Source organism: Proteiniphilum sp. LBM24028 (assembly GCF_056629195.1).
The window spans coordinates 2,712,926-2,739,242 of the sequence record NZ_CM152817.1 but is presented as its reverse complement, the minus strand read 5'-3'; the positions used below and the strand labels follow the sequence as shown (position 1 = coordinate 2,739,242).

Annotated in this window: 26 protein-coding genes; 14 read left to right on the top strand and 12 right to left on the bottom strand. The window is 45.3% G+C overall.

The features are described from left to right. Positions 1–15: 15 nt before the first annotated feature. From AC1HCU_RS10995 to AC1HCU_RS10985, 3 genes are read left to right on the top strand one after another with little or no spacing between them, the layout of a single operon-like run. A complete protein-coding gene (locus AC1HCU_RS10995) occupies positions 16–915 on the top strand; it encodes a ParB/RepB/Spo0J family partition protein (RefSeq protein WP_480365952.1) in 900 nt (299 codons plus the stop codon). A gap of 11 nt (positions 916–926) precedes the next feature. Next, on the top strand, positions 927–1,691 hold the full coding sequence (locus AC1HCU_RS10990; protein WP_480365949.1) for a DUF5683 domain-containing protein: 765 nt from the start codon (positions 927–929) through the stop codon (positions 1,689–1,691). Between the two features lie 11 nt (positions 1,692–1,702). Then, the gene (locus tag AC1HCU_RS10985; protein WP_480365946.1) at positions 1,703–3,337 is read left to right on the top strand and encodes a lytic transglycosylase domain-containing protein; all 1,635 of its coding nucleotides are present in this window, start codon (positions 1,703–1,705) and stop codon (positions 3,335–3,337) included. A 34-nt stretch (positions 3,338–3,371) separates the two neighbouring features. Here the strand turns inward: AC1HCU_RS10985 and AC1HCU_RS10980 are convergent, their stop codons facing one another. Next, the gene (locus AC1HCU_RS10980) at positions 3,372–5,675 is read right to left on the bottom strand and encodes a trypsin-like serine protease (protein WP_480365944.1); all 2,304 of its coding nucleotides are present in this window, start codon (positions 5,673–5,675) and stop codon (positions 3,372–3,374) included. Between the two features lie 44 nt (positions 5,676–5,719). Between AC1HCU_RS10980 and AC1HCU_RS10975 the strand changes: the two genes are divergently transcribed. Continuing rightward, positions 5,720–6,481 (top strand): TIGR02757 family protein, encoded by a 762-nt coding sequence (locus AC1HCU_RS10975; RefSeq protein WP_480365942.1) that lies wholly within the window; start codon positions 5,720–5,722, stop codon positions 6,479–6,481. A 22-nt stretch (positions 6,482–6,503) separates the two neighbouring features. Here the strand turns inward: AC1HCU_RS10975 and prfB are convergent. Further along, a protein-coding gene (prfB, locus tag AC1HCU_RS10970) for a peptide chain release factor 2 (protein ID WP_480365939.1) occupies positions 6,504–7,617 on the bottom strand; the annotation gives its coding sequence in 2 pieces (ribosomal slippage) (positions 6,504–7,553 and positions 7,555–7,617; 1,113 coding nt in all). A 139-nt stretch (positions 7,618–7,756) separates the two neighbouring features. Here prfB and AC1HCU_RS10965 point away from each other — a divergent pair. The 7 genes from AC1HCU_RS10965 to AC1HCU_RS10935 all read left to right on the top strand — a co-directional run bounded on the left by AC1HCU_RS10965 (position 7,757) and on the right by AC1HCU_RS10935 (position 14,027). Next, positions 7,757–8,533 carry a C40 family peptidase gene (locus tag AC1HCU_RS10965; RefSeq protein ID WP_480365937.1) on the top strand — a complete coding sequence of 259 codons (777 nt, stop codon included), beginning with the start codon at positions 7,757–7,759 and terminating at the stop codon, positions 8,531–8,533. Between the two features lie 33 nt (positions 8,534–8,566). After that, positions 8,567–9,172, top strand: coding sequence for an HAD family hydrolase (locus AC1HCU_RS10960; protein WP_480365934.1), 606 nt, complete (start codon positions 8,567–8,569; stop codon positions 9,170–9,172). 107 nt (positions 9,173–9,279) lie between these two features. Next, the gene (locus AC1HCU_RS10955) at positions 9,280–10,125 is read left to right on the top strand and encodes an SDR family oxidoreductase (RefSeq protein ID WP_480365931.1); all 846 of its coding nucleotides are present in this window, start codon (positions 9,280–9,282) and stop codon (positions 10,123–10,125) included. Positions 10,126–10,439: 314 nt separating this feature from the next. After that, positions 10,440–11,744: a methionine adenosyltransferase gene (gene metK, locus AC1HCU_RS10950; protein ID WP_480365928.1), complete on the top strand. Its 1,305-nt coding sequence runs from the start codon at positions 10,440–10,442 to the stop codon at positions 11,742–11,744. A 7-nt stretch (positions 11,745–11,751) separates the two neighbouring features. Next, on the top strand, positions 11,752–12,342 hold the full coding sequence (locus tag AC1HCU_RS10945) for an LOG family protein (RefSeq protein WP_480365924.1): 591 nt from the start codon (positions 11,752–11,754) through the stop codon (positions 12,340–12,342). A gap of 33 nt (positions 12,343–12,375) precedes the next feature. Next, positions 12,376–13,266 (top strand): DUF4271 domain-containing protein, encoded by an 891-nt coding sequence (locus AC1HCU_RS10940; protein WP_480365922.1) that lies wholly within the window; start codon positions 12,376–12,378, stop codon positions 13,264–13,266. Continuing rightward, on the top strand, positions 13,263–14,027 hold the full coding sequence (locus tag AC1HCU_RS10935; protein ID WP_480365919.1) for a uroporphyrinogen-III synthase: 765 nt from the start codon (positions 13,263–13,265) through the stop codon (positions 14,025–14,027). Before AC1HCU_RS10940 ends, AC1HCU_RS10935 begins: the two co-directional genes overlap by 4 nt. A 29-nt stretch (positions 14,028–14,056) precedes the next feature. Here AC1HCU_RS10935 and AC1HCU_RS10930 read toward each other — a convergent pair whose 3' ends face one another. The 7 genes from AC1HCU_RS10930 to AC1HCU_RS10900 all read right to left on the bottom strand — a co-directional run bounded on the left by AC1HCU_RS10930 (position 14,057) and on the right by AC1HCU_RS10900 (position 18,731). After that, on the bottom strand, positions 14,057–14,758 hold the full coding sequence (locus AC1HCU_RS10930) for a TatD family hydrolase (RefSeq protein ID WP_480365916.1): 702 nt from the start codon (positions 14,756–14,758) through the stop codon (positions 14,057–14,059). 3 nt (positions 14,759–14,761) lie between these two features. Next, positions 14,762–15,043 carry a membrane protein insertion efficiency factor YidD gene (yidD, locus tag AC1HCU_RS10925; protein WP_480365913.1) on the bottom strand — a complete coding sequence of 94 codons (282 nt, stop codon included), beginning with the start codon at positions 15,041–15,043 and terminating at the stop codon, positions 14,762–14,764. Continuing rightward, on the bottom strand, positions 15,037–15,441 hold the full coding sequence (locus AC1HCU_RS10920; protein ID WP_321721962.1) for a ribonuclease P protein component: 405 nt from the start codon (positions 15,439–15,441) through the stop codon (positions 15,037–15,039). Before AC1HCU_RS10920 ends, yidD begins: the two co-directional genes overlap by 7 nt. A 108-nt stretch (positions 15,442–15,549) precedes the next feature. Then, a complete protein-coding gene (locus AC1HCU_RS10915; protein WP_480365911.1) occupies positions 15,550–16,173 on the bottom strand; it encodes a ribonuclease H1 domain-containing protein in 624 nt (207 codons plus the stop codon). A 12-nt stretch (positions 16,174–16,185) separates the two neighbouring features. Continuing rightward, positions 16,186–16,641, bottom strand: a complete 456-nt coding sequence (locus AC1HCU_RS10910; protein ID WP_480365908.1) for a hypothetical protein — start codon at positions 16,639–16,641, stop codon at positions 16,186–16,188. Positions 16,642–16,741: 100 nt separating this feature from the next. Further along, on the bottom strand, positions 16,742–17,701 hold the full coding sequence (locus AC1HCU_RS10905) for a YeiH family protein (RefSeq protein ID WP_480365905.1): 960 nt from the start codon (positions 17,699–17,701) through the stop codon (positions 16,742–16,744). 142 nt (positions 17,702–17,843) lie between these two features. Next, positions 17,844–18,731 carry a LysR substrate-binding domain-containing protein gene (locus AC1HCU_RS10900; protein ID WP_480365903.1) on the bottom strand — a complete coding sequence of 296 codons (888 nt, stop codon included), beginning with the start codon at positions 18,729–18,731 and terminating at the stop codon, positions 17,844–17,846. 291 nt (positions 18,732–19,022) lie between these two features. Here AC1HCU_RS10900 and AC1HCU_RS10895 point away from each other — a divergent pair, with 291 nt between their 5' ends. Then, entirely contained in the window at positions 19,023–20,198 is a 1,176-nt protein-coding gene (locus AC1HCU_RS10895; RefSeq protein ID WP_480365900.1) for a C1 family peptidase, read from the top strand. A gap of 42 nt (positions 20,199–20,240) precedes the next feature. Beyond that, positions 20,241–21,545 carry a UDP-N-acetylmuramoyl-tripeptide--D-alanyl-D-alanine ligase gene (locus AC1HCU_RS10890; protein ID WP_480365898.1) on the top strand — a complete coding sequence of 435 codons (1,305 nt, stop codon included), beginning with the start codon at positions 20,241–20,243 and terminating at the stop codon, positions 21,543–21,545. 18 nt (positions 21,546–21,563) lie between these two features. Here AC1HCU_RS10890 and AC1HCU_RS10885 read toward each other — a convergent pair whose 3' ends face one another. Genes AC1HCU_RS10885 through AC1HCU_RS10875 form a run of 3 tightly spaced genes read right to left on the bottom strand, consistent with a single transcriptional unit; the run spans position 21,564 to position 23,618 of the window. Then, positions 21,564–22,694 carry a metallophosphoesterase gene (locus AC1HCU_RS10885; RefSeq protein WP_480365896.1) on the bottom strand — a complete coding sequence of 377 codons (1,131 nt, stop codon included), beginning with the start codon at positions 22,692–22,694 and terminating at the stop codon, positions 21,564–21,566. A gap of 55 nt (positions 22,695–22,749) precedes the next feature. Continuing rightward, positions 22,750–23,352 carry a LysO family transporter gene (locus AC1HCU_RS10880; RefSeq protein WP_480365893.1) on the bottom strand — a complete coding sequence of 201 codons (603 nt, stop codon included), beginning with the start codon at positions 23,350–23,352 and terminating at the stop codon, positions 22,750–22,752. Then, positions 23,349–23,618 carry a LysO family transporter gene (locus AC1HCU_RS10875; protein ID WP_480365892.1) on the bottom strand — a complete coding sequence of 90 codons (270 nt, stop codon included), beginning with the start codon at positions 23,616–23,618 and terminating at the stop codon, positions 23,349–23,351. Before AC1HCU_RS10875 ends, AC1HCU_RS10880 begins: the two co-directional genes overlap by 4 nt. Positions 23,619–23,848: 230 nt before the next feature. Between AC1HCU_RS10875 and AC1HCU_RS10870 the strand changes: the two genes are divergently transcribed. Further along, entirely contained in the window at positions 23,849–26,308 is a 2,460-nt protein-coding gene (locus tag AC1HCU_RS10870) for a TonB-dependent receptor (protein WP_480365889.1), read from the top strand. Positions 26,309–26,317 lie beyond the last annotated feature (9 nt).

Below are 26,317 nucleotides of genomic sequence, written 5' to 3'. Positions count from 1 at the left end.
TTTACCGGATTGAATATGGCTAGAAAGAATGCATTGGGAAGAGGACTGGATGCTTTGATAACATTCAACGACGGCGAGACACAGGGTTCTTCTTCCATCAACGAAGTAGAACTCGATCAGATAGTTCCGAACTCCGGTCAACCGCGTCGTGTGATAAATGAAGAGGCACTGCAGGAGCTGGCTGCTTCCATTAAGTCCATAGGCCTGATACAACCTGTCACACTGCGTAAAATTGACGATGATTCCTATCAGATCATTGCTGGTGAGCGTCGTTACCGCGCCTCCCAGATGGCGGGATTGACGTCCATCCCTGCCTATATTAAGACAGCGGATGACTTCGAAACCATGGAGATGGCACTGGTAGAAAACATTCAACGCGAAGACCTCAACTCAATTGAAATTGCTCTGGCCTACCAATCACTCATAGACAGCCTTTCCCTGACACAGGAACAGCTAAGCGAGAGGGTGGGGAAAAAGCGTGCTACCATCGCCAATTACCTGCGGCTGTTAAAGCTTCCTGCCGAGGTGCAGATGGGGGTGAAAGACAAGAAAATAGATATGGGACATGCCCGTGCACTGGTAACCATGAACGATCCGGTGTCACAATTGTTACTCTATAATCTGATTCTCGAGGAAGGTCTTTCTGTACGAAAAGTAGAAGCGATCGTGCGCGATTTTAGTGATGGGAAACCCTTGCCCACTCCGGCGTCCCGTAAAAAAATCAAGCCGGAAAAGAGAACCCCGAATAAATTATGGACAGACGATTTTGATGTATTGAAACAACATCTGTCTGCCTATTTTAAAACAGATGTACAGTTCAGTTATAACAAGCGTGGTAACGGGAAAATTACCATCCCGTTTAATTCACCGGAAGATCTGGAACGTATTATGGTGATGTTCGACAAGATGAAATAACTGCCCTTAAGATGAAGATTACCGGAATTCTCGTTTGGATGTTCTTTGTTTGTTGTGCTACAGGCATCTGGGCACGGCCTCTCTCAACATACCAGCTACAGGATTCGGTCATCTCTATTGAAAATGATTCGTTAAAATCCATCGCAAAGGACTCATCCATCATCTCTTCAGACAGTATTGATGTGCCTTTTGTTCAAGGAGACCCAATGCGCAGTAAGGTCGATAGTGTCATAACAGCTACTTCTTCCGATGCTTTGTTCGCTCCTGCCTATCTTTTCAAACCCTCTCCCCGGAAGGCAGTGATTTACTCGGCTATTTTTCCGGGCCTGGGACAGATATATAACCGTAAATACTGGAAATTGCCCATTCTGTATGGAGGATTTGTAGGTTTTACATACGCCATATCCTGGAATAACGGCTATTACCGCGATTATCTGGGAGCTTATCAGGATATTATGGATGACGACCCGGGTACATATCGCTGGCGTGATATGCTGCCTTATGGCTTGGATTGGGAAAGTGTGGATCAGGAGTGGTTCAAAGGTGTTTTGCAACAACGGAAGGATTATTACCGATATTACAGGGATCTAAGCATTATAGGAACGGTCGCTTTGTATCTCGTAGCCATCGTGGATGCCTATGTGGACGCACAATTGTTTGACTTTGACATCAGTCCCGATTTGTCAATGCGTGTGGCACCGGCTCTTTTGAAGGAAGAGCGGCCCATGAATAAAGGAAACTCCGCATATGGGGTTCAATGGAGTTTTAGTTTTTAAATAATTATTTCATGAGAAATCTATTTTTACTCACGTTAACAGGATTATGCTTGTATACAATGCTGCCAGCTCAACATAACACGATTTCAACCATTGACTCTATCAGCGACAGTGCGATTGTATATCCTGAAAGTATGACTGAGCAATTGAGTGATCTGCTGAAAGCATGGCAGCTCAATTTGAAAGGCGCCGAAACCGAGTGTGAGAGGGGAAAAAATGTGTATTTCCACGATTCCGTATATACAAACAGGCTTTACAGCATGCCTACGGAGATGGAATTGTCCTTCAACAGCGTTGTGAAGAAGTATATTGAGATGTATGCCGACAGGAAAAGAGAACAGGTGAGTTATATGCTCGCACTGGGAGATTATTATTTTCCAATGTTTGAACAGGCACTGGACAGACACGGTTTGCCACTGGAGCTGAAGTATCTGCCTGTGATTGAATCGGCTCTCAATCCGGTGGCAGTATCCCGTGCCGGTGCAACGGGACTTTGGCAGTTCATGTTGCTTACCGGTAAAAGTTATGGGCTGGAAGTGAATAGTCTGGTAGATGAACGGCGCGACCCCTACAAGTCGACCGACGCAGCTGCTCTCTACCTGAAGGATCTCTATGCTATCTATGGAGACTGGAATCTTGTGATAGCGGCCTATAATTGTGGGCCGGGGAATGTGAACAAGGCAATTGCCCGAAGTGGTGGAAAAAGGGACTATTGGGAAATTTATAACCGTTTGCCCCGCGAAACAAGAGGATATGTCCCCGCTTTTATTGCTGCCAATTACATTATGAGTTATTACGCCGATCATAACATCTGCCCCGCTCACCCTTACAATACTGCTGTAGCCCTGGACACGGTGCAGGTGAATACACGAATTCATCTCGAACAGATTGCCGGAGTGCTGGAAATTCCGGTGAATGACGTGCGTCGCCTCAATCCGCAATTCAAAAAAGATGTGATCCCTGGTGACTTTAAGGCTTATTCGCTGGTCCTTCCATCTGAAAAGATGTATTCTTTTATTGATAAGGGAACAGAAATTACTAATTTTCAACGAAGTCAGTATCTTACCCACCGGAGCAATACAGACAGATACCTGGAAGGATACGGGCTGTCGGCTTCCGGAAATAGTACCAATGTATATTATAGTGTAAAAAAAGGAGATAATCTCTCCACTATTGCCCGTAAAAACGGAATTTCTCTCACCCAGCTGAAATCATGGAATGGTTTGAAATCGAATAATATTGGTATCGGGAAAAGGCTGATTGTGGGACAACGGGAAGTAGCCGCACCCGCACAGGAAAATAAAGAACAAACTGCAATTATGCTGGCGGAAGAAACTTCGAAAGGAGTTGAGCAGATCAACCAATATTACCGGGTGAGAAAAGGGGATACCCTTGGAAAGATTGCTCGCGAAAATGGTGTGGATATATCACAGATTCAGTCCTGGAACGGATTGAAATCGACACGTATCGGTGCGGGTGATCAACTTATCGTGGGCATGAGAGAAGTGGTAGTCCCTGCCAAACCTGCGACTGAAAAGACAGTCGAGTACAGCCGCGCCAATACATCATCTGGTGGAGGGAGCAACATCATTTCCTCTTACCTGAAGGAACAGATGGAAAATAGTGCAGAGCGGACAGTCCAGTAAGAAAACAAAGACATAGCGGAAAAAGAATGATTTGCTACATGACAAGCACTTTCTTTACACTGGTTTTTCCTTCGCTGGTTTTCACCTTTACAATGTATACTCCGCCTGGCAGGTGTGCTGTAGAATAGGAAGCCCTGTTTATGCTTTTGTCTGTACTTTCCTGATGTACTTTCTGTCCAGATGAATAAAATATCTCCCATTGAAGGAGGTCGCGGTTCGATTCGATGAAGATTCGTTTTACTTCACCTGAATAATATACTTTCATCTCTGGCGCTTCGGCCTCTGGTTCCGCTTCAACAGATTCGCTCCCAATTACATATGGTGCTATGAGCAGGGAGGTGTTAATGGGGTTTTCTATGTTTTCCGAAGACCTTACCCATCCCGTGGTATTTTTCATCCATGCAGTGGAAATGATTCCCGAGCCTAATTTTCTGGGGTCCGTATTAAAGGATGAAAAGCCGGCAGGAATTCCGTTTGCATCGGAGTAGGAGATATAGAATGGTCCCGATACCGTGACGGGTCGAGAAAACCTGATATAATTCTCGAGATTGTTTCTCATATCACGTTGAGCCAACGGGAAACTGCCATTGTTGTGATAGCGGTAACTATAATCGTAGGGTTGTTCATAAAGAAGTTGATGCGGACCCTCGTCTCCAGAATAAACTTTGATACGGATATTCAGGTTCAATATGTTGCTGGTGGAAGGGGAAGAAATAAAAACACCCTGTAGCTGTACCTGTTTCCTGACATAAAACTCTTCTGCAAATTCCGTATAGCCGAATGTGTTACCAGTTGCAAACATGGGTACTGATTGGAAATAAGTTACCACCGGTGTCTCGTTGGTTTTAAAATTATGACTTTTGGTGAAGGGTTCCGAAGCATATGGGTTAAAGCCATTCATCTGCATGGTCTGTGATCCTTTCGGATCGAGATAAAAACTGATGGGATTGGGATTTTCGAGTGAGCCGTTCACGTGCCAGAACTTTTGCAGCGAGGCGTACACATCGGGACCGCGCGTTGACGAACATTGTGAAACCCCACCGGTAAGCGTGCCCACGATGCGTTTCTCTCTGTCCAGAAGAGGAGATCCGGAAGAACCGCCTTCTGTGGAAGCAGTTTCCCAATCCCTCACCACCCAGAATGAATTGGGTTCCATATTGTATTTTGGATCATCGAAAGAGCTGATACCCAACGATCCTTCTTCAATAGCCACCTTCTTGATACCGCCGTTGGGATGGTGTAACCCGTGAAAGGGAGCAGTAGGGGCTGTTCCCGCATTCCACCCCAGATACCAGGGTTGATACTCTTTCGGAGGGGTCTGTTTCAGTCTCAACAGCGATATATCGTGTCGTTCACTGATCAGTATCGAGTCGGCAGAGGCCATGGTCATTTGTAACGGCCCACGGATATCCGTCCCACATAGCGGTGAGTCGTAATTGAAAAAAACGACAATTCGCCCTGCTACCACGTCATATTTCCTGTCAGCCAGAAATGAGGCATTATAATCGTTATTAAGGCAATGGGTAGCTGTAATAAGATAGGGAGTCCCGTCGTTGGAGGTATTGTTGATGAGTGATCCGGTACAATAAGTGGTTCCGTTTATAATCAGGGCCACGACACCACTTCCCGGTTGTACATCCTCCGGGTAACAGATAAGGTTGGGATGACAGGAATAGGCGGGATCACGAGGCTCAGCTGCCCGGAAGATACCCACAAAATCGTGATTTACTTCTCCTACTTCAATTTCACCAGTGAAGTCGGCCCCTAACGGCTCCTGATACTCCACGATCAGCTCTTCTCCGCCAATGGGTTGCAGGGGAAGGAGGTTTAATTCCGTATTATTTTCCTGTGTGAAGGAACCCAGTATCTCCGTCTGGTCGGCATTATAGACAAAAAGTTTCGCACCGGCCGGCAAACGAAATTTTGAAAAGAGTATGTTCAGCGAATAAGCTCCGTTGGAGCGGATACCCACCCGCCATACCTTCATGGTGCCCGATATAAATGTTACACCAGAATTGTCGGGGCGGAGGTGTACAAAAAATTTGTGTGCAAATTCAAGGCTTTTGAATTGTGTCCGCTCCTGTTGGGAACGCCATAATGCAGCTTGTTTATCGAAGGAGGGCATTTCGACGAACAATCCGGCCGCAGGCATTAAGGCTCTTGATGTGGCGCCAGCATGAAGAGGTAGGGGCCTTCCACCGTGGCTTATCTGGCCTGCAATAGTATGAAAAATGAAACTGAAGGCTACGAGGAGAGTGCACTTCAGGAAGGTGGCAAATGCATTGTGTTGGCTTGTCATGCGTAACTGGAAAAGTCGGTTCTTTCTGCAAATGTACATTTTTTCAGGAAATAGGCCTATTTTTGCGGGAATAATTACTGTATATGTTTAATTTAAAAAAGTTTCTTGACGAAAAAGCGGATCAATACAACAATATTCACTTTATTGAAAAGGATCCGATATCTGTTCCTCATCTCTTTTCAGGCAAACAGGACCGGGAAATTATGGGTTTTTTTGCAGCTATTCTGGCATGGGGACAGCGAAAAACTATCATCTCAAAATGTCATGAGCTGGCTGACCGGTTGGGAAATGAACCTTTCCGGTTTGTGATGGAGCATAGCGAAAAAGACCTGAAGCTGCTGCTTGGTTTCAAGCATCGAACCTTTAACGATACCGATCTGATGTATTTTGTTGATTTCTTTCGAAGGCATTATCAAAAGTATGAGAGCCTGGAGGCTGCTTTCCTGTGTGACGGAGGGTTTAAAAATGTGGAAGAATCACTGATTTATTTTGAGCACAACTTTTTTAATCATCCCCATGCACCGGCACGTACGCGCAAACATGTGGCAACCCCTGCACGCAACTCTGCCTGTAAACGGTTGAATATGTTCCTGCGCTGGATGGTCAGGAAGGATGACAAAGGGGTGGATTTCGGTTTATGGGAAAAGATTCCGCCACATGCACTCATCTGTCCCATCGACCTGCATGTGGACAGAACTGCACGTCAGCTCGGACTGATCAAGCGCAAACAGACCGACTGGAAGACAGCGCTTGAACTGACTCATGTTCTCCGGGAAATGGATGCCGACGATCCGGTTAGGTATGATTTCGCCCTGTTCGGATTATCTGTCGAAAACAAATTGTAGGACAGGATATGCACTGAAAAAATTATTCAGATCCGCCAAATTCCATTAAAAAGGCTTTGATGAATTCGTCAAGATCACCATCCATGACGCCGTTGACATCGGATGTCTGATAGTTGGTACGGTGATCTTTCACACGACGGTCGTCGAAAACATAACTGCGGATCTGGGAACCCCACTCGATTTTCTTTTTACCCGCCTCAATAGCTGCTTGCGCTGCACGGCGCTTTTCGATCTCGATCTCATAGAGTTGAGATTTGAGCAGCCGCATTGCATTTTCCCGGTTACCCATTTGAGAACGGCTTTCCGTATTTTCAATCACGATCTCCTGCTCTTCGCCCGTATCGGGATCTTTATAAAGGTAATGCAAACGTACGCCGGTCTCCACCTTATTCACATTTTGCCCCCCGGCTCCCGACGAGCGGAAAGTGTCCCAACTCAGGTTTGCCGGATTTACATCTATTTCAATGGTATCGTCTACCAATGGTACCACGAATACCGATGCGAAGGAAGTCATACGCTTTCCCTGTGCATTGTAAGGCGATACGCGTACCAGACGGTGCACTCCGTTCTCGCTTTTCAGGAAGCCATATGCCAGATTGCCTTCGACCTGCAGTGTGGCAGTCTTAATGCCGGCATCATCGCCGTCCTGCCAGTTGGTGACAGTCGTTTTATAGTTTTTGCTTTCACACCAGCGCTGGTACATGCGAAACAACATGGAAGCCCAGTCCTGGCTTTCCGTCCCACCGGCGCCTGCATTTATTTTCAGTACGGCTCCAAGCTTGTCTTCCTCGCGACGGAGCATATTTTTTAATTCCAGATCTTCAATCAGTGTGACTGCTCTGGTATAATTGACATCGACTTCTTCCTCGGAAACGATTTCTTCCTTCATGAAGTCAAATGCAAGTTGTAACTCTTCAGTTGCCGATTTTACCTCATTGTATGCATTGATCCAAAACTTCAGGTCACGCACAACCTGCATCTGGCTTTCGGCGGCTTTGGCATCGTTCCAGAAGTCGGGCGACTGGGTACGCAGTTCTTCTTCCTGGAGTTGTATTATCTTCGCATCGACGTCAAAGATACCCCCTCAGCGCCTGCTCGCGCTCCAACACATCTTTCAGTTGGTCTGCAGTAATCATAATATTCAATTTTTTCAGGCTGCAAAGATACATGATAAAAATCAATTATCCATATTTTCCAAATAAGACTATTTATTGTTAAAAGAAGGACCTTATATCAGGTTTTTGTTTATTTTTGTGCATCCTTAATGCTACGACAGTGTATAAAATAGCAGCCATCCTTTTTGCAGCCATTTTTCTTGCTTCCTGCGGGACCGGGCGCAATACAATCATCACCCAAAAAAATTCCTACACTTCAGTTCAGAACAACCTCATAAGTTACAGTAGGAAATTTATTGGGAAACCTTACCGCTACGCCGGAAAAGGTCCCGGTTCATTTGATTGTTCCGGCTTTACTTCATTTGTTTTCAGAGAATTTGGTTACAATCTGAATTCAAGCTCCGAAGGGCAGGAAAGGCAGTTTCCGACAATTGACAATGCAAGAGATCTGAAAAAAGGAGATTTGGTCTTTTTTGAAGGCAGAAGAGGCGACGGCAGGGTAGGTCATGTGGGTATTGTTACCGAGAACCGACCCGACGGGACATTCAGGTTTATACATGCCTCTACGAACTACGGGGTTATTGTGTCGTCCTCTACGGAACCCTATTATGCATCCCGGTATCTTCGCGGAGGCAGGGTGTTGGAAGAAACGCCCGGTCTGTTGCAGGTACAAGAGGGAAACAGATCCGCCAAAGATAAAAATGATCCATTTATTCCCGGACCGGCAGACACAAAAGTCCTGACCACTGCAGGTGACTCACCCAAACCGGTCATCCTTATTCAAAGTGATCCGGAGAAAAATTATCCACTAAAAGAGTATCACACTGGCGACGGAGAGAAGGAACAGCGCAAAACACCCGTTTCCCCGACGAAAAATGATGTGATCCTGAGAAGGGATCCCACAGACATCCCGGAACCGGAAGCGGTGGATATTTAATAATACAGACAGTCCTTATAATGTTTCGATCCAATGAAGGAACTTAAAAATATTATTTTCGATTTCGGCGGAGTACTGATCGACTGGAATCCGGTTTACCTCTATCAGAAAGTTTTTGAAACAGAGGAAGAGATAAAATACTTTCTGGAGAACATATGCCGGTATGACTGGAATCTGTTGCAAGATCAGGGACGCCCACTGGCTGAAGGTACCCGTCTTCTACAGGAAAAATTTCCGGAATATGCCGAAGAGATAGCCCTGTATTATGGCAGGTGGGAAGAGATGCTTGGTGGTACTTATGACGAGAACACGAAGCTGATAAGACCGCTGAAGGAGAAATACAAAGTATACGGACTTACCAACTGGTCGGCAGAAACGTTGCCTGTTGCCATGAAGCTTTACGACTTTTTTCAGGATATGGAGGGAATTGTGGTTTCCGGCGAAGAGAAAATTGTGAAACCCGACAAGCGGTTATACGAGATCCTGTTGGAGCGGTACGCTCTTCGTGCCGAAGAGTCACTCTTTATTGACGATAATGCAGCAAATATTGAAACAGCCCGTGAGTTGGGCTTCCATGTAGTCCATCTTACCGGTGATCTGAATCTGGAGCAATGTTTGCGTGAAAAAGCCATCCTTTAATACAAGATTATCCAACGATATTTAGTATTTATTAGTTTCCATCCCAAAACAATGGCTATGGAGTGCTGTTCTATCAGTATAGTCATAACAGATAATCTTTGCGCAAGATGGAAAAAAAACTAAGACCCGCACAGCAACAGAGACGTCCTGGTAAAGAAAAAAAAATGAGGCCGGTACCCGACTCAGAACCGTTACACAGCAATTTAAAATTAAAAGATAAAGTAGCCCTGATTACTGGGGGTGACAGTGGAATAGGTAAAGCTACCGCGTTGCTTTTTGCTTCTCACGGAGCAGATATTGCAATTGCTTATCTGAGTGAGACGGAAGATGCCCGTAATACCCGAAAAGAAATCGAAGAGATGGGCCGGAGCTGTTTGCTTATAAAAGGTGACCTGTCTAAAGAAGGGAATTGCAGGAAAGCCGTAGAGAAAACTGTCGACCGTTTTTCACGCCTCGATATCCTTATCAATAATGCAGCCCTTCACTGGGAGAAGGATACAATAGAGGATATCACGACAGAGCAACTGGAACGGACATTCTATACCAATTTCTTTTCTTATTTCTGGGTAACCAAATTCGCAATGCCTCACCTGAAAGAGGGAAGCACCATTGTAAATACGGCATCCGTTACTGCATACCGGGGAAGTCCAAAGCTAATAGATTATGCTGCTTCCAAGGGTGCAATCGTTTCTTTTACACGAAGTCTTGCACAAAACCTGGCCGCCAGAAAAATAAGGGTGAACGCCGTGGCTCCTGGTCCCATCTGGACACCACTGATCGTCTCGACTTTCGATAAGGAAAAAGTAGCGAAGTTTGGCAGTGATAAACCTATGGGACGTGCCGGGCAACCAAATGAGGTGGCAACCTGCTTCCTTTTTCTTGCCAGTGACGATTCCAGTTACATGTCGGGACAATGTCTGCACCCCAACGGAGGGGAGATTATCAACGGATAGGTCGGGTAAAAAGGAAGGACAGCGAATAGTAATGAAGCGTTAAATTATTAGCCGCTATTTTAACCCTACTTTAACATTGCATTTATGTTATTCTTGTTACCTTTGTATCGATTCAAGCCATGTGGACAGATTTGAACTGCTTGCAACCACAGAAAAAAATGCTAAAAATAATTTCCTGCATTTCCTTTCTTCCAATTGTCACAGTTTCTGCACAGGTTGAATAAAACAGTATCAACGATTGTCTTTGTCAGGTGTTCTCACTCGTTTCACAGCCAAATGTGGATGCCTGTCAGCAGACGCTAAACTTCTTTAAAATGAATTATTTATTTACCTCCGAGTCGGTGTCGGAAGGACATCCCGATAAAGTAGCCGACCAGATTTCCGATGCATTGCTGGACGAATTTCTGGCGTACGACCGTAACTCTAAAGTGGCTTGTGAGACGCTGGTTACTACCGGGCAGGTGGTTCTGGCCGGTGAAGTGAAATCCAACAGTTATGTAGATGTGGCAGAAGTGGCACGCGATGTGATTGCCAAAATAGGGTATACTAAAAGTGAATATCGTTTTGAAGCACAATCCTGCGGTGTTTTTTCCAGTATTCATGAACAGTCCGATGACATAAACCGGGGTGTGGATCAGAAAACCGATCCCATGGAGCAGGGTGCCGGCGACCAGGGAATGATGTTCGGCTATGCAACCAATGAGACCGATAACTTCATGCCGCTCTCGCTCGATCTGAGCCATGCACTACTGATGGAACTGGCCAACATCCGTAAAAACGAACCGGATCTGATGCCTTATCTACGCCCCGATGCAAAGTCGCAGGTAACCGTGGAATATACAGAAGACGGAACTCCCCTGCGAATAGACACCATTGTGGTTTCCACCCAGCACGACGAGTTTGAGAGACCACGACAAAATACAAGGGAAGCGGCCCTTGAGGCGGACGAGAAGATGCGCTCACGCATTGAAACGGATGTGCGTACAATTCTCATTCCGCGTGTGCAGGCGCAGTACAAACGCAGAAAAGACATACACAAGCTTTTTGAGAATGAGATCAAATATTATGTGAACCCTACCGGTAAATTTGTCATTGGCGGTCCTCACGGTGACACGGGGCTGACCGGACGCAAGATCATCGTGGATACCTATGGCGGAAAGGCAGCACACGGCGGAGGCGCCTTTTCAGGGAAGGACCCATCGAAAGTGGATCGTTCAGCTGCTTATGCAGCACGTCACATAGCCAAAAATATGGTGGCAGCCGGAGTAGCTTCAGAAATACTGATCCAGTTGTCTTACGCCATAGGTATAGCGGAGCCGATGAGCATTTATGTGAATACATATGGTAAAAGTAATATTAGCCTGTCGGATGCCGAGATTGCCGAGAAGATCCGCTTGTTGTTCGATCTGCGTCCCAAAGCCATCGAGCAACGGTTGAAACTGCGTAATCCTATCTATTTTGAGACAGCCTCCTATGGACATATGGGACGTGAACCTCAAAAGGTGAAGAAGGTGTTCAGCTCAAGATATATGCCTGAACAGGTGTCACTTGAGGTGGAACTGTTTACCTGGGAAAAGCTGGATTATGTAGAGAAAATAAAGAAAGAATTCGGTTTATAAAGGTAGAATGAAGGAGACACAACGTGCAGTGGTGGTCTACTGTGCCTCCAGCCCGCTGGTCAATAAATGCTATTACGAAGCAGCAGAGCGTCTGGGGGAGCTTCTTGCGGAGAAAGGCATCGTCTGTATCAATGGCGCTGGAAGTCAGGGACTGATGGGCGCTTTAAATGATTCCGCAATTCGTCACGGTGGTACTGTGAAGGGAATCATTCCCCGTTTTATGGTTGATGCCGGATGGTGCCACGGGCGGTTAAACGAAACGGTTGTAACCCAAACTATCCACGAAAGAAAAGAACGCATGGCCCGTGCGGCCCATGCGGTTATTGCTTTGCCAGGAGGTCTCGGTACCCTGGAGGAGCTGGCCGAAATCATCACCTGGAAACAACTGGGACTGTATGAGAATCCTGTTATTATTGTCAATACCAATGATTACTACCGTCCGTTGCTCTCCTTTTTTGATAAAATGAAAGAAGAGAAGTTCGTGAAGGAGAATAATACATGGGATGTTGTTTCTACTCCGGAGGAGGCCATGGCCCTTTTGATTAATTTCTTCCATCGGCCACCTTCAGAGTCAGTATATCAGCAAAAAGAATTGTAAATTTGCTGTCTAAAGACAAAATACGCGATAAAAGTGCCCCAGTTTATCTCCGACACCCTGCGGGAAGTTCCGTTCTACCTGAAGGTGGAACAACTTCCGCTTCAGATTGATTCATTGGAAATGAGTTTTGGCCGGTATGAATTTCTTCCTACCGATTCGCATCATATTTTGTTTTCCGTTGATTCTTTAGCCACCACACATCTCGATTCTTTCCTCGTTGGGAATGCAGGGATGCCCATGCCCTTTTCACTTTGGGTAAATAGCGTTTTTTTTCTGCTTTTTGTTGCCTGCTTCGTTATTTTTTCACTGGTCTTCCGCAAGGAGGGAGGAGCCATAATTGGAAATTTCAGACAATTATTATCTGTCAGGAAGCATCATACTACCGGTTACAAGGGGCAGGTGACCACGATCGAAGTCTGGGGTGAATTTTTTTTGGTACTTCAGGCCATACTGCTTTTTGCCATTGTTCTCTACACTTTTCTAAGGGATCAGCAAGTAATCGTATATTCCATAGGAGGAAACATATTCTTTTTTATCGGCCTGCTGATGGTGCCTGCGGTGATTATTTTGTTAAAACTGCTTATGTACAAGGCCATTGGTTCCTTTTTTATGCAGTCTGACATGAAACGCTGGATAAACCGTTATTACCGATTAGTGGAATTGATGGGTATCCTCCTTTTTTTGCCCACACTGTTTTATGTTTTCATGCCAGAACTAAGGAATGATATAGCGATGTTTTTTTTGTTCATTTTCATTATGAGCCGTATCGCCATTTTATTTGGGTTATTAAATATTTTTGTTAAAAATAAAATCGGAGGTTTTTATTTTTTTGTCTATCTTTGCGGAACTGAAATTGCACCCTATATACTGTTTTATAAAGGAGTACTATTATTCATTAGTTTGGCAGGAAATATTTTTATATGAACATTCGGAAAGTAAAGAAAATCCTGATTTCTCAACCCAGGCCCAGTAGCGAAAAATCGCCCTATTACGATATAGCGGAAAAGTTTCACGTTGAGGTGCATTTCTACCCTTTCATTAAGGTGGAAAGAGTGTCGATGAAAGAATTTCGCCAACAACGAATTAATATTCTGGATTTCACTGCAATTATTTTTACAGCAAGAACAGCGGTTGACAAATTTTTTTCGATCTGTGAGGAGTTGAAGGTGACAATCCCCGAAACGATGAAGTATTTTTGTACTTCAGAGACGGTGGCATTGTACCTGCAGAAGTATATTGTTTACCGGAAAAGAAAGATTTTTTTCAGCCAGACAGGTAAAATCGACGGATTAAACAATGCCTTTACCAAGCATGCGAAAGAAAAATTTCTCTTTCCTGTGCCTGAGGAGCACAATGACGAAGTGACCCTTTTCCTCGATGAGAAAAAGCTGAACTACACCAAGAGTGTGATGTACAGGACAGTAAGTAACGATTTCGAGGAAGGAGAGAAGCTTGACTATGACATGATAATCTTTTTCAGCCCATTAGGCATTCAGTCTCTGGTTACCAATTTTCCTGATTTTAAACAGGAAGACATGGCTATCGGCTGTTTTGGCACGGCTACTGCCAAAGCAGTGGAGGAAGCGGGACTGCGGCTTGATTGTGAAGCACCACAACCAGATTTCCCTTCAATGACGGCCGCACTGGAGGCTTTTCTCAGGGAAAATCATAAAAACCATAACTGAGCCAAGGTGATGATTTACCTGCCTTCTGCTCAGTTTTCTTCTTCCACTTCCTTCGGATAATATGGTCTGGGGGGCTGAACTGTAGGAAATATCCTTCGTATGTTTTCAGCAACTATGTCGGAAAACTCTTCCATATTCATATTCACGGCTTGCGACGTCTGGAGATAGACTTCCCTGATGGTCATTTCATCCTCGTCAGTTTCACAAAACAATGCATTAACAGGTATCAACTGCATGGAAGCTATGTTTATCTGGTCTCCAATGGAGAAAAGAAATCCTTCATGAATAAGGCGTTTGGTTAACTCCGGCTTTCCGCGGTAACCATGTATGATCCAGGGTTGAGTGGGTTTTGTCTCTTTTTTAATCTGAATAAGTTCCTCCCAGGCTTTTACGCAGTGAATGATCACCGGTTTGCACAGCTTCTCCGATAGTTCTATATGTTTTTTAAAAACTGGTATTTGCACATCGAATGAAGGACCCTTGAGCTTGTCGAGGCCGGTCTCCCCAATGGCTACAATGCGCGGATTTGAGGCAATTTCGTTCAGATAGGCCATTTGGGTGTCACTATCCTCGGAATACCATGGATGAATGCCGCATGAGAATGCATGGCGGTGGTAGGAGTCTTTGGCTACTTCAAATTCAAGTGGGTATACGTCGAAAATACACGAGTGATAAGGGTCGTCGTTATCCTCGAAAAAAATCTGATGGGTGTGCAGGTCGTAAAATTCCATACATTAATTGTCCTCTGCCTTCAGTTTGTCTTTTCTACGCTTTTGTTTTGGCTCCGGTACGGGATCGTAACCTGATCCTCCCCACGGGTTACAACTTAAAATGCGTTTGGCTGACAAGTAGGAACCTCTAAAAGGTCCATGACTTTTCAATGCTTCTATCGTATATTGCGAACAGGTAGGCGTATATCGGCAGCTGGGGGGAGTGAGCGGAGAGATGACGGCCCGGTAGAAATAGACGGGTAGAAGTAATATCCATGTCAGCAGTTGCTTTAAAGCTTTCAACATTGTTCTTTGCCGATCTGTTCCTTCAATGCAATCAGTGCTTTTCGCACACTTTTCTCCACTGTGTCAAAGTTACTCACCTCATCTTTTACATAAATCAAAGCCACATCGACATGAGTCCCTTTACCGGTTTGTATCTCATCAAGGAGATATTTGTTCAACCGGTAAGCCTCACGTGCAAGTCGCTTCATTTTATTCCGGTTAACTGCCGAACGGAGCCTCTTTTTAGGGATGCTGATCAGTATCGACAGCGGCACAGTAAACGGATGAGCCGTTTCCAAATATACAACCCTGAAGGGATACGCCATCATAGAACGGCCCTGGGCAAAGAGGGATTCAATCCTCTTTTTTCCTGTAACACGTTCTTCCTTACGAAAGCTGAAGCTTTTTCCTTCATTCATAGATAAAAGCATTCCTCTGAAAGCAATTACGAAAGCAAAGATAATTGTTTTTGGAATCAAAAGTCTTATTTAAAGAAAAAAAGTATGATAGGACTTTCTCGGGTAGGATCATTTTCGTCCGAAATCGGCGGGAATTTCGCCCCATTGTTTTGTTTCCCATTTAAGGACCGGATTTTGATAGCTGTTATTTTGAAGCCAGGTTTCGGCACGGGCAATTAATTCAAACAGTATTCTGTTTTTATCCGACTGCTCCAGTTTGGTGTTACATTTCTTTTTGGCGACCCATTTGATGGCATTCATGCTATCGGAATAGACAGGAACCTGCTGGTTTTGTTTCTTAAGCAATGCCAGGGCATGTACAATAGCCAGAAATTCACCTATGTTATTTGTGCCCTCCTCCAGAGGCCCCATATGAAAAATCTCCCTGCTGTCCGCAACATATACCCCCCGATATTCCAAAAGGCCCGGATTGCCACTGCAGGCCGCGTCCACGGCCAGGCTCTCCTTTATTATTCCGGAGTCCGACGGACCTACTGCTTTGCCGCTTTCCTTTTTTATAGTCAAATATTTCCATGGATTGTCAAGAAAAGCCCGTTCAGCCTCTTCTTGCGAGCGAAATGATTTGTACCGCGCATTTTCGAATCCCGATACCTGCCTCCTGCATTCCTCCCACGAAGTATAAATACCAGGCTTCAAGCCCTGCCAGACTACATAAAATTTGCTTTGTGCCATTCTGTCGTTCTTTCACATGGATTCCAGAATGTAGGGTGTAAGCTCATCCTCCGTGGAATGTTCGATCCTTTTTTGTTCGATAGTTACAATGCTGTCCACTATAAATTTGGTGTAGCCACGCCAGGGCAAGGCTGCAAAATATTCTTTATAATGGAGTTGTACCATCTTGCCTCCCGCTACCATCAACTGTTTTGCAATATCCTCGTCTTCCACCGAGAAGTCAAACTGGTTAGACTGCAATCCACCCGGCTTGTCTGCACGAAAACCCGATTGTATCAGCTTTCCTTCATAGGTTTTAAAAACCACCCCTTTGTATACGAGGTAGTTTAGTTCTCCCGATTTTACACCCGTGCCAAACACGTAGTAGTAGCGCACATAGACGAAAACGCCGAGTGTTACGATCAATATGCCGAGAACCCATCTCAGGCCCTTGCGGCTTTTTTTCTTCTTGGGGGTCAGGTCATCCATTTTATTATTATCTCTTGCTGCAAAGATAGCTTTTTTTTGACTTTTTATAGAATTAGTGTAACAAAATACCCGGCCTATTTCTCAATTTGTGTGACACTCTCTACTGTATCAGGAAAAGCAGTGAGCTGACAGCAGTTACTACCCATAGAGTGATACCAAGGACGAAGCTGCGGAAACCCGACCTTTTGATTTCACCCAGGGTGATGTTCGATCCGATCAGAAAGAGGGCAATTACCATCCCCCTTTTGCCCAGCCAGTTGAAATGGTCGTAACTGACATGCAGCTCCGGGAAGAAATGGGCAAAAAGAATTGCAAGGAGGAAAAAAAGAATGAACCAGGGAAACTTTACCGATCTCCCATTTGTGTTTTTCTGGAAAAAGGCAATCATCAGTGACAGAGGGATGATCCACAAGGCCCGGATCAGTTTAACCGTGGTGGCCACCTGAAGTGCCTTCTCTCCATATTCTGCTCCGGCACCCACCACCGAACTGGTATCATGTATTGCGATGGCAGCCCAATGGCCGAACAGCTCCTGGCTCAGTCCCAATTGCCGGCCAACAAACGGGAAGAGAAAGAGGGCAACGGCATTCAACACGAACACAACGATCAAGGCGAATGAATTCTGGTAGCTCTTGCTACGCAGGATCGGGGCTACCGCCGCGATGGCACTCCCTCCACAGATGGCCGTGCCTGTTGCAATCAGGAGGGTGATGTTTTTCTCCACTTTGAACAGTTTCCCCAACATGATACCGAGGAGCATTACTGATATTACGGAGATGGCGGTTGCCACAAAGCCGGTTTTTGAGGCTGTGATCACTTCGCTCAGGTTCATTCCGAATCCCATCAGTACGATGGAAAGCTGCAACACCGGGGAAGTGTAGCGATGAAGCGTGCCATGCCTGATGCCGGACAGTGAGAAAAGCAGTCCTGCAAAGAGCGCGATGGCGGGTGACATAAATGGTAAAAAACAGAGAAATATCAGAATGGCGTACAACCGGTTGTGCAGAGTTTCTTTTTCATCCGACAGGTGCAATCTGCTTGTAGTTTTAACTTCTTTCATACTTTTTGGGCACAAAAGTAGCATCATATATAACGTAATCAAATACTAAATAGTTATACTAAATAACATATGGTTATATGTCTGTCGCTATCGGGATAAATCTGGATTTTTATATTCTATTGTGCAACAGTGCTTTGGTCGGTCAGAACCTGTAGCTCAGCAGATATTGCCCAAACCGTTCCGTCAGCCTGCTTTTGTGTCCGATTTTGTGTGCGATGCGAAATTCACGGGGAAAAGTAATGCCGGTTACCTGGAGTTTGACGAGCGTCTTAAGGTATAACTCATTCTGAACTGCCTTCTCGGAGACAATGGCCAGACCGTTGAAATCAAGCAGGAAGTTCTTGATCGATTCGGTGCTGCCAAGGTGAATCGGCGTATTGAGGTCGTCAAAGGGAAGTTGGTGACGGGCGAAAAGTTGCCTGATCACCTCCAGAGTACCGGAGCCCTCTTCCCTCAACACCAGCGGTATCTGCATCAGATCCTCTTTCTCAATCGTACCACGTCCTGCATAAAGGCTGTTTTGTCCTGTTACCACGATCAGCTCGTCGTGCAGGAAATCATGGTAGCGAATTCCTCCCTGTGAGGAAAGGTTTTCCACAAGCGCCACATCCACCCGGTTGTTAAGCAGCAGCAGTTCCATCTCAAACGAGTTGCCGTTCATCAGGTGCAGCTGAATATGAGGATAACGCTTGTAAAAGGAGGCCATCACCCGGGGAATCACATATTGGGCAATGGTGGAGCTGGCACCAATGATGATTTCACCTGACTGTGCATTCTGCAACTCTCCAATTTCAAAATCAAGGTTGCGATAATGCTTTGCTATCTCCCTGAGTGCATGATACACCTTCTCTCCGGCCCCTGTAAGATAGATGCGGTTCCCTTTCCGTTCAAAGAGGCTGGTATCGTAGCGTTGCTCCAGCTCTTTGATATGGCGGGAGACTGCAGGCTGACTGATGTGCAGGACTTCAGCTGCCTTTGAAAAACTCAGCTGTTCCGCCACCGAAAGAAACACGGTATCCCTGTAATCCATCCTGTTGTTTTAAACATTATCCTTCATTAGTCTTCTCAGAAACTGTTGCTTGAAGTGAGGATAACTGACATCCAAAGATAACCCAAAAAAGGTTTATTATACAAAATCGGAAATTTTATTTCAAGATCAGGTGTCATCGTAGTAAATTCATCTTCCCCTTGAAAGTATTCCACCATTGTAAATCGCACAAAAAAAACTATCTTTGCGAACAACAAATATGTTTGATTTTTGCCGAACGAAGCAAACGTCGAGCGTTTTCAATTGATTGAATAACAGCTGAATAGATACTATATGTTTCAAGTGAGGAGCCTTATTGTCATTTTTGCGTGGCTGGCAGCCATTGTTTCATTCGCACAAAACGGCTATAAATTTTCAGTGATCAGGGAGAATCCGATTACTCCGGTTAAGAATCAAGCCAGCACAGGTACCTGCTGGAGCTTTTCGGGTGTAGGTATGCTTGAATCGGAACTTATCCGCATGGGAAAGGGAGTGTTTGACCTTTCGGAGATGTATATTGTTCGTAGAAACTACGAAGACAAGGCAAAAAAATATGCACGTCTCCATGGCAATCTGAATTTTTCTGCCGGCGGTTCATTTGCCGATGTGATAGAGACCATTGAAGAATTCGGTATCATACCGGAAGACGCATATACGGGACTCAACTACGGTTCCGAAAAACATGATCATGGTGAGCTAGATAAGGTGCTGAAAGGGTATGTTGATGGAATTATCGGTGAACGGAGCCTCTCTCCTGTCTGGTTTGATGGTTTCTCAAAAATACTGGATACCTATCTTGGCAGTGTGCCGGAAACATTTACATATGAGGGCAAAGAATATACGCCACATTCTTTTGCCGCATTTCTAGGATTGAAACAGGATGATTATATTTCTCTCACCTCTTTTGCCCATCATCCTTTTTATAAGCCTTTCGCCATTGAGGTACCCGATAACTGGCGTTGGGCAACCTCCTATAACCTGCCGGTGGAGGAGCTGATGGAAGTGATGGAACATGCCCTCATGAAAGGGTACACAATTGCGTGGGCATCTGATGTGAGTGAGACAGGGTTCTCTCGCGATGGAATTGCCGTCGTTCCGGATGAGCTGTCTGCTGCAAATGCGGGATCTGACGAAGCAAGATGGCTGGGATTATCCAGTCGTGAACGGGATGCCAACCTCAGGATGCGGGTAGGAAGTGAAGTCCTCACAGAAAAGCAAATTACACAGGAGATGCGTCAGTCGGCATTCGATAATTATGCTACGACCGATGATCATGGAATGCAAATTTATGGAATTGCAAAGGATCAGCGTGGAAAGAAGTTCTTCATGGTGAAAAATTCATGGGGTGAAATCGGCCCATATGATGGTTTATGGTACGCTTCCGATCCGTTCATACGTTATAAAACTGTCAGCATCGTGCTGCACAAGAAAGCTCTTCCGCCCGAAATAGCCGCTAAGCTGGGTTTCTGATCCTGTCATTATCTAACATACAAGGCAACAAGTCATCTCCATATGGAAACAGCAGATCTGTATTCTATTTTTCGCAAATACCCTTCCGTGACAACCGACTCACGCATGTGTTCCAAAGACTCAATCTTTTTTGCCCTGAAGGGAGAGAGGTTCAACGGTAACCTTTTTGCAAATGAAGCCCTGGAGGCCGGCTGCGCCTTCGCTGTGGTGGATGAGCGCCCCGAATACGAACCTGCTGATGAGCGTATTATTGTAGTGGACAACGTACTCACTGCGCTGCAGAAGCTGGCAAATTATCACCGTCGTAAGCTGAGGATTCCCATTATCGGCATTACCGGAACAAACGGGAAAACTACAACCAAAGAGCTTATTGCCATTGCATTGTCGCGTGAATTCAAGGTGGCCTATACCCAGGGAAACTTCAATAATCATATTGGCGTGCCGCTTACACTCTTGTCAATGAATAAGTCTCATGAAATTGGGGTCATTGAAATGGGTGCCAATCATCCGGGCGACATTAGAGAGTTATGCGAGATTGCCGAGCCAAATTACGGCCTTATCACTAATCTGGGTAAAGCCCACCTTGAAGGTTTTGGTTCCTTTGAGAACGTAATTAAAACCAAAGGAGAATTGTACGACTTCATTCGTGCACATGAAGGAAAGGTCTTCGTAAACAAAGACAATCAGATTTTGTATGAATTGTCGGAAGGTATGGATCGTATCCTTTATGGAAAAAATGATCCTACGCTCTTTGCTTCCGGATCTATTGCCGATGCAACACCTTTTTTGAAATTCGATTGGAGCTTCTTCGACGCGTCCTACCGTGTGAGGACCAGTCTGGTGGGTGAGTTTAACTTTGACAATGCGATAGCCGCCGTAGCGGTATCCAAGTTCTTCGGAATCAATGCCGAGCGTATAAGTGCCGCACTGGAAGAGTATGAGCCGCAGAACCATCGTTCTCAGTTCAAACGTACCGAACGGAACGATTTGATTATTGATGCTTACAATGCCAACCCGACCAGTATGAAAACCTCGCTTGAATTTTTCACAACGGTTCCCTCTTCATTGCCAAAAATGGTCATCCTTGGTGAGATGAAGGAGTTGGGCGAGATCAGCCGGGTTGAGCATCAAAGGATGTTAGATTTTCTACAAAAACAATCCTACGCCCGGGTTTATCTGGTAGGAGACATTTTCAGGGAGCTGATACCTGCCAATGCGACCTATCATTTTTTCGAAGATGTGGAGGCGCTGATAAAGTCGTTAAATGAGGACCCTCTCACGGGATATTATATCCTGTTAAAAGGTTCCCATTCGGTACATCTCGAGAAGGCGGTAGACAACCTTTGAAGGGTAATATTTTTCAGGTTATTCAAATTTAACCGTCATCATCACTATCTCTGATACAGTGCCTATACGGTATTGTGGTCCGACCAGCCCTATACCTGAAGTAACGTATACATGTGTATTCCCTTTTTTCTTGTATCCGTGTGCCACTTCAAAGACAATTTGTGTGGCAATGTTACCCGGAAAGGCCTGGCCGTGGTGTGTATGTCCGTACAGCGCAATATCTGCTCCGGCCTGAACTTCTTCGTCCAGATCATCCGGTGTGTGATTCAGTACAATCACCGGTTTGGCAGGGTCAATGCCCTGTGTGGAAAAAATATTTTTCGTGGGTTGTCGGTGAATAACGACCTCGTCTTCACGTCCCACCACATAAAAGGCACTGTCGATCAATACGGCAGAGTCACGCAGCATTATGATTCCGGCTTCATTTAAAAGTCGGATTTTCTCCTCCGCATCATATCGGTATTCATGGTTGCCGGTGCAGGAATATACGCCCAGGGGTGCAGTCAGACGTGACAACTCTTCATTCATCCGCTCTTCCAGGATCGGCTCAATTTGAGAATCAAGGATATCACCGACAAAGAGAATCAGGTCGGGTTTCTGAGCCATAATCAAATCGACAAACCGTTTGGTATGTTTCCTGTTAATCATCCAACCCAAATGCAGGTCGCCCGCCATGACAATACGCAGAGAGTCAATGTTTCCTGCATGCTTATGTACAGTTATGGGTACCTGTTGCACCACGGGATGCATGAACCTGTAATGACCGTATCCCATCACGCCTGATACAACCAGAACCGGTAGCAAAAATGTAATGATCCTGTACTTTTGGGACTGATCTTTAAAATGCCAGGGTCTTTGCTGTATTCTTCTTATGATAATGTAGATCAGATCAGTGATAAGCCATAATCCACCTGCATAAAACAGAAAGAGCATCCAGCTGGTACCCATGACCCGGATAAACTGGGTGACAGGGTCGGGAATAACCCGGAAGAAAAGCAACCCGGCCGAGTACACGGCCAGTTCCGTTCCAAAGACTACCGAAAGCAGGATGCGTGCCCATTTTTTTTCATCAAAGGCATGCCATCCTTTCAGGAAGACCAGAATGTTTAGTGTAACGTGAATTATAAAAGCATTAATGAGTGCCCGCATATATCTTGTTTAGTAACTAACGTTTTACTGTTGAGGTTTGTTTATTGTCTTACTGTCACAAACTGCTAAAGAAACTCACCCACAACGGTACCGAGAAGTCGATGACCATCCCGTGAAAGAGGGCAATGACCACATAATCCGAGCCTGAATATTTGGTAATTACCGGCAGGGTCGTATCCATCGTAGTAGCTCCGCCGGCTGTGATGGGTGCCAGTTTTCCAAAATATTTCACCATCCATGGAGCCAGGATAAGGACACTGAACTCACGCATGATATTAGCCAGCAGAGCCACCGTTCCAAGTTCAGTTCCCCTGAATTCAGTGATGAGAATGCTCGACAGTGAATAGTAGGCAAAGCCGGCCCCCACACTCAGGCAATCGGTCAGGCTTCTTTCAGGAATGATCATGCTCATAAGTGCCACACCGCCAAAAGTTCCCGCTGTGGTTGCCAGCGGTATCATCAGTATCTTCCAGCCAAAACGTTTCAGCACGGCAAACATGTTTCTACCTGAACCGATCTGTATGCCAACCAGAAAAAGCAGCCCGTAAAGTACCCAGGTAGCAATGTCGCTATTCAGAAGTGTTTCAGGAATTAACCCCCACAATGCAAGCAGCACACCCGCGAAAAAAAGAAGGAGGTATAAAAAGGATTGCTTCATTTCGTTGTAAAAAACTTCTTGTATGCCCATTTCGCGCCGAACAAACTTCCCAGCGTTCCTCCGGCAGTCAGGATAAAAGCATCCAGTCCTATAGCAGTAAAATTATTGATAACCTGATTGTTGCTTCCGACAGAGATGCCCAGAAGAAATAACAGGAGCATGATCACCACGCTCAACAAAGAACCGGTATATTTCACGATGGTCTGTCTCCTGCACAGATAACCGGCTGCAATCCCTGCCGTAATAGCCAACAGAATGTATGTCATAATGTTTTTTTGCAAAATTAGACAAAAAGTTTGGATGACCTAAGATCTTACTGCAAAGGTAGGCAAATGTATGGTTTTGTCCATCAGGAAATTAAAAACTGACACTTGAGCAAAGCCAATTGTTCCTTTTTTGTTAAATAACTATAATCATGAAATAATTCAAAAAAACAAGTCGAAATTATATTTACTTTTAACTTTCCGAATGCACGAAATTTTTATTAAAGACCACAATGAAACAAGCATTGATTTTATTCTTTTTTCTATTATCGCTCAGTTTAACAGCACAAAATGTGACAGTGAATGGAAAGCTGGTTTCAGCTGCCGATCGTGATCCGCTTCCTTATGCCACGATTTCGGTTTCCCGGGAAGCTACCCCCGCTAACGCTATTAAGAAATTTGCCACGCGGGAGGATGGAACTTTCGCCACCACTTTGTCGCCCGGAAAATATCTCTTTGCCTTTCATTTTGTGGGAATGAATGGACTAACGAAGAGGGTTGAAGTCACTACTGCACAAAATCCTCTGGAGCTGGGAGAGGTCTCCCTCACGGAAAGTGCCACGGAACTCGACGAGTTAAAGGTCACCGCACAGAGGCCACTGGTGAAAGTGGAGATTGATAAACTTACCTATAGTGCCAAGGACGATCCCGAATCATCCACATCCAATGTGCTTGATCTGTTGCGTAAGGTACCGTTAGTTACAGTGGACGGCGAAGATGAGATTCAGCTGAAGGGATCTTCGAACTTTAAGATTTACCTGAACGGAAAGCCTTCCAACATGATTTCCGGAAATCCCTCACAAGTGCTCAAGAGCATGCCGGCAAACAGTGTGAAGGATATTGAGGTGATTACAGATCCCGGAGCAAAATATGATGCCGAAGGTGTTGGCGGCATTATCAATATTGTTACCGACAAACGGGCCGATGATGGTTATTCCGGCTCTGTAGGAGCTAATGGCGATAATTTCGGAGGCTACGGAGGGAATGCTTATCTGGCTACAAAATACGGCAAGTTTGGTTTTACCGGTAACGCAGGATACTTCCATCATGAACGGCCCGAGTCGGAATCGGATTTCATGCGGGAAGAATATACTCCGAATCCACAAAATACCCTCACCCTCAACGGTACCAATAAAAGCGATGGAGGCGGGCTCTTCCTGAACGGATCAATCAGTTTTGAACCGGATACGTTAAATCTCTTCAACCTGTCGGCCTCCCGCTTTGGAGGAAAATTCAATTCGCTAAACCTGCAGGAAGCTCTTTCCGCAGGTGCCCGGTCCTATAGCTATAAAACACGCAATGAGAGTATGAATCAGTTTGGCGGAATGAACCTGTCGGCAGACTACCAGCGTAGTTTCAAAAAGAAGGGTGAGATGCTCACCGCCTCATACCGGTTCGAGAATAATCCCAACGACAGTGAATATGAAAGTACATATGATGATGTGACGGGTTCGTTTTATTACCTTGATGGACATCGGATAAAAAGTGCAAATGATGCCGGTGGAAGCGAACACACAGGCCAGATGGACTATGTGAATCCGTTGAACGGAAAACATAGTGTGGAAGCGGGATTAAAGTATATTTACAGAGATAACTCAAGTTGGACCGATCATACCTTCTTTGATGTGAATGAGGGTACCTGGAAGCCCGATCCGGACCGAAAAAACGATCTGGAGCATACCCAGAATATCACCTCCGGATATGCCGGCTATGGTTATAAAACGGGTAAAATTGGAATGAAGCTTGGATTGCGCGCTGAAAATACTGAACAGAATATCCACTTCATGAGTAACAACCTGGATACGATTATACAAACCGGTTTTTTCGATCTGGTCCCCTCCGCCACACTTTCCTACCAGCTCGGAATGACAAACACATTACGCGGGGGCTATAACATGCGTATCTCGCGTCCCGGAATATGGTACCTGAATCCCTATGTCAACGATGTGGACCCCAACAATATCAGTTATGGAAATCCCAGACTCGATGCGGAGCAGCAGCACAATTTCAACATAAACTATGGCTCCTTTTCACAAAAGTTGAACTTCAATGTCACGCTCAGTTACGCTTTCGCAAAAAATGCCGTTACCGGTTACAGCTTTGTGCAGAATGGGGTAACCCACAATACGTACGCCAACATCGGGCGAAACCATACAGTAGGAACGAATGTATACGTGAGCTGGACGCCAACCCAGATGATTCGCACCTATCTGAATGGAGGTCTGAATTATACCGATATCCAAAGCACAGAAAACAGTGAATTGAAGAACAGTGGTTTCTCAGGACGTGCATTTGGCGGATTGACCTTTACCTTTCCCGGGGATTTCAGGGTGGGTGCCAATGGTGGTTTGTTTTTGAACCGTATTCAGTTGCAGACGGTACAGTCGGCTTTCTATTTTTACTCTTTTAGTCTTCAAAAAAGCATTTTGGAGAAAAAACTTGACCTGGCCCTTAACATACAAAATCTATTTTCAAAATACAGGGCATTTACCTCCACCACCACTGGTGTGGGGTTTACCCAGAAGAGCGAGTTCATGAACCCAATGCGAAATTTCCGGATTAGTGTGACATATCGGTTTGGCGACTTGAAAACATCCATGAAGAAGGTGCAGCGCAGCATCAGCAACGAAGATGTGATGCAGGGAGAGGGTAACACGCAGCAAGGAACAAGTACAGCCCCCACGGGAAATTGATTTTGCATT